We start from the raw sequence: 7,078 nt of genomic DNA, 5'->3' as shown, positions 1-7,078 counted from the left end.
AATTTACTCAAAAAGCGCCGCTAGCTAGCGGCGCTTTTGTTGTTTATTTTTAAGTATCGCTGTTTATAAGTTAGGCAAGTTCAACTGGTGTTTGTGTTGTAACGGTGTATTGTCCCACTGGGTAATTGCTTGCTTGAGCATGTTTTCAGGCGTATCTCTATCGACAGTTGGCTGTTGCAATAGCTTCAGTGCATGAGCGATTAATTGACTTGGATTGCGTGTATCAATTGGTTGTGCGAGATTTTGTTTGGAGAGTTTTTGCCCATCCGGATTACATATTAATGGTAGGTGATACCAATGATCGACAACGGGTAAACCAGCTGTTTGCATGATACTAATTTGTGCTGTGGTCATGGGTAGGATATCCAATCCTCGCATGACATGTGTAATCTGCTGTAGCCCATCATCAAGACTTGCTGCCAAAATATAATTAATCATATTATCTTGGCGACGTACCACCATATCACCTAAGGTTTGCTGAGGATTGTCCCATTGTATTCCTTGAATACCATCATTAAAGCCAATCCTATAATTTGGTAGCTGTATGCGCAGTTTATGTCGTTCTCTATCAAGGTCCGCTGTGACACAGCAACGTGGGTAGCGATGTCTATTTGGTGGTAATTGGTTGTGGGTATGATGTGGGCGTTGTTGCTCTTGTGACCAATATTGTTCTAAGTCTTTACGTGAGCATTGGCAACCATAAGTGAGCGGCCATAGGGTTGAATTGAGATAATCATTATAGATATCAATACGCTCAGACTGATAAATGATATCGCCATCCCATTGTAGTCCAAGCGCTTCCAGATCGATCAAGATTTGCTCAGTAAACTGCTTATCACAGCGTTCAGTATCAGTATCCTCGATACGCAATAACCACTGACCACCGAGTGATTTTATATGGCAAAAGCTAGCAAGAGCAGTGGTTAAAGAGCCAAGATGTAGTTCGCCAGTAGGTGAAGGTGCAAATCGACCAATAGGCTGAGTGGATACGTTTGAAATGGACATAGGTGTCTAGATGCTTTTCAAAATAAGGGGTTATCGATAGTAGTGTTATACCACTAGGATAATAAGGATGAGCCAAAAAAGATATTTATTAAATGCATCAATTTTATTGTGGCTTACATTTGTCATGATTACTATAAACCATGGACTAAAAAAGCGATAGCCTAAAACGCAACGAGCGACCAATATATGGTCGCTCATTCTTACTTACTCTTAGGTTTTTATGACTGTCAATGCTTACTACTGATAATTGAAAGTCATACACAATATCTTCTTTAAGCGCCTTGGTTTTGACGTTCTTTAATTTCAGATAGTGTTTTACAATCAATACATTGAGTGGCTGTTGGGCGTGCTTCTAGGCGACGAAGACCAATCTCTACACCACAAGTCTCACAAAAGCCATAGTCATCATTTTCTATTTCTGCTATCGATTTATCGATTTTGCGAATGAGCTTGCGTTCACGGTCACGTGTACGTAATGCTAAGGCAAACTCTTCTTCTTGGGTGGCACGATCATTGATATCTGGCATGGAACTTGACTCATCTTGAATATAAGTCTTGGTACGATCTGCTTCGCCAATCAATTGGTTTTTCCAGTCCAACAGAATAGCCCTGAAATGCTCTAATTGAGCATCAGACATATACTCTTCGTCTTTGGCTGGCACATAAGGAGTAAACTTTACTTCACTCGGGTTCGTGGTCACGGTGCTCATATGGGTATCCTACTTTTTCAAATTAATTCAATAAAACGACGTATCAACAGATAGCACGTTATTAATTTTACGAACATTGTAATGTGGTCCATTTATAAAACGTTTTACCACTTGGTAACACAAGTAACACAGTTGGTCTAATAGTATGAATATATCGATGGTCAGACATATACTTATACCTGTTTTTATTTAAATATAGTCAATGCCAGATAAAGAAGATACGGTGTCAGGCTTGCTTAGCCTACTACTTGCCCAGCGCTCACTCACCTTCTTTTTCTCTAAGTTACATGGAACTGACTAGATATCGTAATGCCTAAAATATGTCACCAACTGCTGACGGAAAAAACGACCCTTTTTACTCAACTTAGCCATCCTAGCTATTATGATTTTGCCTAATATCAAATATTAGGTGGTCTTCGCTTTATTTTATAAGTTGTATCATTGTTTTTAATAATAATGAAGTTATTTTTTATCTTAATAGCAACTTTACTTGGTTAGCCATTATATATTTAATCAAGGAATATTAACCAAAATATTGATATAAAACAGATTTAATTGATATTTGGAGCAATCAAACTGGGCGTCAAGTATCCAGTCTTTCAATCCAGCTTGCAACCTTTCCATTGTTGCCTAATTGCAACCAACGATAACCAGGTAGAGCGTCGTTATCGTAGGCAAAGCTATCTTCATTAGGCATAAACTGATAGCAAGTAGACGGTGTGCTATAGACGGTAACGTCTTGACGGTGGCGAACTTGCTCTTGATGAATATGTCCGCTTATGATTACTTTTAGATGCTCAAATGCCGCCATATATTGCCAAAATCTCTCGCTGTTTTCTACCATATGGTTATCAATCCAGGCAGAGTTTACTGGTACGACATGATGGTGGAGGGCGATCAATGCAGGTTTATCACAGGCACTGAGTCTCTTGCACAACCAGTCAATATCATCAGGTGTTACTTCTCCTGCCACTTTACCTGTAATAGATGAGTCTAATAACAATAACTGCCAATGATCGGTTTCGATAATATGTTGACTTAATAAACGAGGGTCGGTAGAACGCCCGACCAGCGTGCGCTGAGGGAAGGGCAAATGACTGTCAATCTCATCAGTCACATCATGATTGCCGGCAATACAAGCAAAAGGAACACCAGTTGCTTGTAATACTTTGAAGATATGATCATAAATGACAGGCTCAACTTTATTAACTAAGTCACCAGTTACCAAGATTAAATCACAGCGCATATCTGCGCTTAATGCTTGCTGAAGTACTTTCTCAAAGCTATGTTGATAAATAGCAGGTTTATCATGATCACTACTATCATTGTCAGACATAAAATCAACAGGCGTCGATAAATGCAAATCAGTGACTTGCAATACATTGACCTGCTTATCTGGCGTGCTGATTTTACTGACAGGATAGGTTGGCATTGGGCCACTTCCTTATTGAGTCAGAACATTTCATGCTGTCAAAATGACTGTAAATAAATGAGTCGCTGTGATTTGTTTTCACTACTTATTTTCCCATTCGATATAGTATTTAATGGTAGTTACCACACTATACTTGCAATCATCATTATAGGCAGCTTTTTATTCATTATAATACTGATAATATTAGGGAAAGTTTATAACATAAAGTGAATCAAAGCTCTAGAAATACTAATCAAATAAAGTCGGATAATACAATAAAAAATGCTTTTAGGGTAGTTACTTAGTCACTCTAGCATGTTCTCCTTTTTAAAAATGGGGATAAAAATGAGAAAATAGCACGGATAAATTCGATAGTATCAAAACATTACCCTGTTATTTAACGATATGTTTGGCTTGTTCAAACGACTATTAATTGAATTAATGGCACCCTTTAAGAGCGTGCTACCCAAAATTTTGAGGTTATTAACTTTGAAAAAATAAGTGCGATAAAAAATAAAATAGCCAATATTAATACAATAGACAGTCCTGTCTGAATATCTAACCAAATACTACCCCAAACGCCCAATGTGACCCCAAGCTGCGCGATAAGTAATGATATGACGACCATTTGTTTGGGTGAGGTCACCCATAAGCGTGCGGTGAGTGCTGGTAATACCAACAAACCACTGATCAGCAAGCTACCGACCGCTTGTAGCGCAACGGCACAGAACCCTGCCAATATTCCCATAAAAAACAATCGTTGACGTGTTGGGTTAATGCCCTGAATACGTGCCAGTGCTTCGTGAGTAGCAAGCTTAATTTGTGCTGGCCATATATAGCGTAGTAAGCCCAAACCCACTAGCACACTACCCGCGAGTAAAGGCAAGTCAGCCCAATCGAGCTCTAATAGATTGCCAAACAAAAACCCCAAGACGTTGGATTGTTGGTCGGTTAGCTGTGTGAGGGTCAATAAACCCAAGCACAGTAATGATACGGCAACGACCGCCAGTACGGCATCTGCAGGTAGACGTTCATCATCAATCAATACCAGTCCTAACACTACCATGACACTGACTAGCAAGACACCAATGCCCATGGGAATTTGCCACCAAGCGGCTAAGGCCACACCTAGTAAGGTGCCATGTGCTAGAGCATCAGCAAAAAATGCCATACGGCGCCACAACACCAAACACCCTAAAGGTGCTGATAGTAATGCTAAAATGCTGCCAGCAATCCAAGCAGGAGCGATAATGGCTAACCAAGTGGTCATAATAAATATCCGTAAAATTTTTATAAGGTCTTAAGACGGTATCAGTAAATGTCAAAAACATCGGACTAAACACAGCCGTAATATGTGGGGTTTTGATGGTTATGGTTCGATCTCATTTGGTGCGTGATGCTGGCAAGCATGTGGCTGATGCACATAAGGCTGCTCATAGTAATGACCAAATAGTTTTTTAAATTCGGTGCTAATGGCCAGTTCGCTTGGTTGTCCCTCGCAGCAGATATGTTTGTTGAGGCAAATAACGCGTCGACTGCCTCTCATTACCCAGTGTAGATCATGGGATATCACCAACATGGCACAACGCAAGAAATCTGGGAGCGTATCAATGAATTGATACAGCCAAACTTCAGTATCAGGATCAAGCCCTTGCATAGGTTCATCCAAAATTAATAAATTGGGTTTATCTAATAAGGCTCGGGCTAATAAAACGCGCTGTGTTTCACCACCTGACAAGTGCAGCATCTGCCGTGATAGCAAATGCGTCAATGCTAAATTATCAAATATGAACTGGCGTTGCTCTACGGTTAACCGGTTTTTATTTGCTTGATTCAGCAGGTCGCTGACTCGCAAGGGCAATATTGGCGGGACTGTAAATCGCTGCGGTACATAGCCAAGTCGCAGTGGTTGATGCGCAGTTATGTTGCCCTGAGTCGGCTCAATCAAACCCAAAATTAGTTTGACTAGCGTTGATTTACCAGCACCATTAGGCCCAACCAGGCTCACCGTCTCATTGGTAGTAATATCAATATTGATATTTGAGAGAATACGTTGCGGTCCGACATGGTAGTTGATATTGCTCAAGCTTAGCAGCTGTTTAGTATCGTTCGCGGTAGGGTTATCAGCAGTAGGGGAGGGCGGCTGATTAGATATTAAGGTAGAAGAGAGGCTCATAATATGACAACAAATGGATAAGTAAAGGATAGAGGTAATCAGAATATTGCTATAGAGAGTTAGAGCATATCATCATATACAAATACTGACGTTTAAGTACAGAAGTTCAAATGCTCATATATTACTGGCACGCTTGGCATCGACCACTAAGCTCAATCACACTGTTCTCCACAACAAACCCAACATCTTGCTCAGCAAAGCTCATCATCTCTTGTACTGGTAAGCTGCTACATTCTTGTACACGCTGGCACTGATCACAGATCAGGAAAGCTGCCGTATGCTGTGCCCTTGGGTGACAGCAAGGAATATAAGCGTTAATAGACGTCAACTGATGAATTAAACCTTCGCTCAATAAAAACTCCAAACTGCGATAAACTGTAGGTGGAGCGACGTTTTTTTTGGTTTGTTTTTTTGATGAGGGCTTTTGCGAGTGAGGCTTCTTATTGTCATCACTGGTTTCAGAGTCTGACAGGCGCATATCTTGTAGTTGGGCGATTAAATCGTAGGCACCAATGGGTTTATTGGCTTCTAATACTAACTGATATATTTGTTGACGCAATGACGTAAAGCGTGCACCACTTAACTGACATTGTTCCTTTGCTGCTGTTAAGCGCTCGACAACGTCATGCGGTGTAAAATCTTGCACATCATGTAAATGTTCACAATCTGATGAATGGGTAGACATAGTGCGAACTCCTAAAAATAAAATGGCTGTTTTATTATATTTTTTATTGTTATAGTATAACATAATAAAAAGCAAGGCAGATAAGCGACCTTAGTTTATCTGTCATACCTTTAGTTTGCATCAAATATAGTATTTACAAACCATTACTCATATATCAAAGACATCTATTATGAAATCAGCTTTCAATCAGTTATTACGTCCAGTTATCAAGATAAAACGTCTGCTAATTTCTGGAGCAGTACTAGGGTTCTTAACGCTAAACGCCCAAGCAGCAACGGTTAGTGTGAGCAACTATCCGATGTTTTTACTCAGTGAAGCGGTGACTGAGGGAACACCATCAGCCAATAGAATTCTACAAGCAGGCGATGTAGGGCATCACGGGAGCGTCAGCCCAAGCGATATCAAGGCCATTAAAGACAGTAAGTTTGTCGTCTGGTTTGGTCCTGCACTAGAAAATAGCTTAACTGGTAGTTTACAAACCGCCCCCAACGCGATTGCTATGTTTGATTTTAATGCTTTTAATCGTTATCCGCTGCGTGATGTAAAAGGCGTACCGATTGAGAACACACTTGATCCACATATTTGGCTAGATCCTGAAAACGCCAAAGCCATCACCCGTGCACTAGCAGTGATACATAGCCGCGCTAATCCAGAGTATGCAGATACCTATCAATCTAATGTTAAAAAGTTTGCTGAACGCATGGATAAAGCTGTTGCTGATATACAACAAGACGCTCAGAAAAATCGTCCTTACTGGGTTTATCATGATGCGTATCAATATATCGAAAAAGCGGCTCATATAAAGTTAGCAGGTAGTTTGAGCCCAGATCATCACCTTTCTCCAAAAGCCAGTCAGTTACGCTGGTTGAATGAAAACCGTCCTGTTGATCAGATGTGTATGGTCAATCAGGGCACTGTTCCGAAAGGTTTGCTTGCCAAGCTACAGCCTGTGAAAACAACCATACAAATCGAAGATATGAGCTCTAGCAAAGATTTCGTAGAAGGGTGGATGCAAATGGCACAACAAATTAATAATTGTATTGATGGTAACTAAGAGTAGGTATAAATATCCACTAAATAAGTATTCACCA

At 40.3% G+C, this 7,078-nt stretch carries 7 protein-coding genes; 1 reads left to right on the top strand and 6 read right to left on the bottom strand.

Annotated features, from left to right (window positions below; all coding sequences use genetic code 11):
* Nucleotides 1-63 precede the first annotated feature (63 nt).
* From gluQRS to ACT3RN_RS13675, 6 genes are all read right to left on the bottom strand, one after another.
* Nucleotides 64-1,005 carry a tRNA glutamyl-Q(34) synthetase GluQRS gene (gluQRS, locus tag ACT3RN_RS13700; protein ID WP_192518638.1) on the bottom strand — a complete coding sequence of 314 codons (942 nt, stop codon included), beginning with the start codon at nucleotides 1,003-1,005 and terminating at the stop codon, nucleotides 64-66.
* A 272-nt stretch (nucleotides 1,006-1,277) separates the two neighbouring features.
* Nucleotides 1,278-1,715 carry an RNA polymerase-binding protein DksA gene (gene dksA / locus ACT3RN_RS13695; RefSeq protein ID WP_192518637.1) on the bottom strand — a complete coding sequence of 146 codons (438 nt, stop codon included), beginning with the start codon at nucleotides 1,713-1,715 and terminating at the stop codon, nucleotides 1,278-1,280.
* A 583-nt stretch (nucleotides 1,716-2,298) separates the two neighbouring features.
* Nucleotides 2,299-3,147: a metallophosphoesterase gene (locus tag ACT3RN_RS13690; protein WP_192518636.1), complete on the bottom strand. Its 849-nt coding sequence runs from the start codon at nucleotides 3,145-3,147 to the stop codon at nucleotides 2,299-2,301.
* Between the two features lie 430 nt (nucleotides 3,148-3,577).
* Nucleotides 3,578-4,396 carry a metal ABC transporter permease gene (locus ACT3RN_RS13685; protein WP_192518635.1) on the bottom strand — a complete coding sequence of 273 codons (819 nt, stop codon included), beginning with the start codon at nucleotides 4,394-4,396 and terminating at the stop codon, nucleotides 3,578-3,580.
* A 99-nt stretch (nucleotides 4,397-4,495) separates the two neighbouring features.
* The gene (locus tag ACT3RN_RS13680) at nucleotides 4,496-5,302 is read right to left on the bottom strand and encodes a metal ABC transporter ATP-binding protein (protein WP_192518634.1); all 807 of its coding nucleotides are present in this window, start codon (nucleotides 5,300-5,302) and stop codon (nucleotides 4,496-4,498) included.
* A 121-nt stretch (nucleotides 5,303-5,423) separates the two neighbouring features.
* Entirely contained in the window at nucleotides 5,424-5,987 is a 564-nt protein-coding gene (locus ACT3RN_RS13675) for a Fur family transcriptional regulator (protein WP_192518633.1), read from the bottom strand.
* Between the two features lie 169 nt (nucleotides 5,988-6,156).
* Here ACT3RN_RS13675 and ACT3RN_RS13670 point away from each other — a divergent pair, with 169 nt between their 5' ends.
* Nucleotides 6,157-7,041, top strand: a complete 885-nt coding sequence (locus ACT3RN_RS13670; RefSeq protein WP_192518632.1) for a metal ABC transporter solute-binding protein, Zn/Mn family — start codon at nucleotides 6,157-6,159, stop codon at nucleotides 7,039-7,041.
* The last annotated feature ends 37 nt before the right edge of the window (nucleotides 7,042-7,078 follow it).

It is taken from the genome of Psychrobacter sp. AOP5-GZ1-6 (assembly GCF_052376345.1).
GTDB lineage: Bacteria > Pseudomonadota > Gammaproteobacteria > Pseudomonadales > Moraxellaceae > Psychrobacter.
This window is presented reverse-complemented; position numbering and strand designations above follow the sequence as displayed.

Coding starts and splice junctions, on each gene's coding strand:
- ACT3RN_RS13690 (WP_192518636.1), bottom strand. CDS start 3,147: ATGCCAACCTATCCTGTCAGTAAAATCAGCACGCCAGATAAGCAGGTC.
- ACT3RN_RS13680 (WP_192518634.1), bottom strand. CDS start 5,302: ATGAGCCTCTCTTCTACCTTAATATCTAATCAGCCGCCCTCCCCTACT.
- ACT3RN_RS13675 (WP_192518633.1), bottom strand. CDS start 5,987: ATGTCTACCCATTCATCAGATTGTGAACATTTACATGATGTGCAAGAT.
- ACT3RN_RS13670 (WP_192518632.1), top strand. CDS start 6,157: ATGAAATCAGCTTTCAATCAGTTATTACGTCCAGTTATCAAGATAAAA.
- gluQRS (WP_192518638.1), bottom strand. CDS start 1,005: ATGTCCATTTCAAACGTATCCACTCAGCCTATTGGTCGATTTGCACCT.
- dksA (WP_192518637.1), bottom strand. CDS start 1,715: ATGAGCACCGTGACCACGAACCCGAGTGAAGTAAAGTTTACTCCTTAT.
- ACT3RN_RS13685 (WP_192518635.1), bottom strand. CDS start 4,396: ATGACCACTTGGTTAGCCATTATCGCTCCTGCTTGGATTGCTGGCAGC.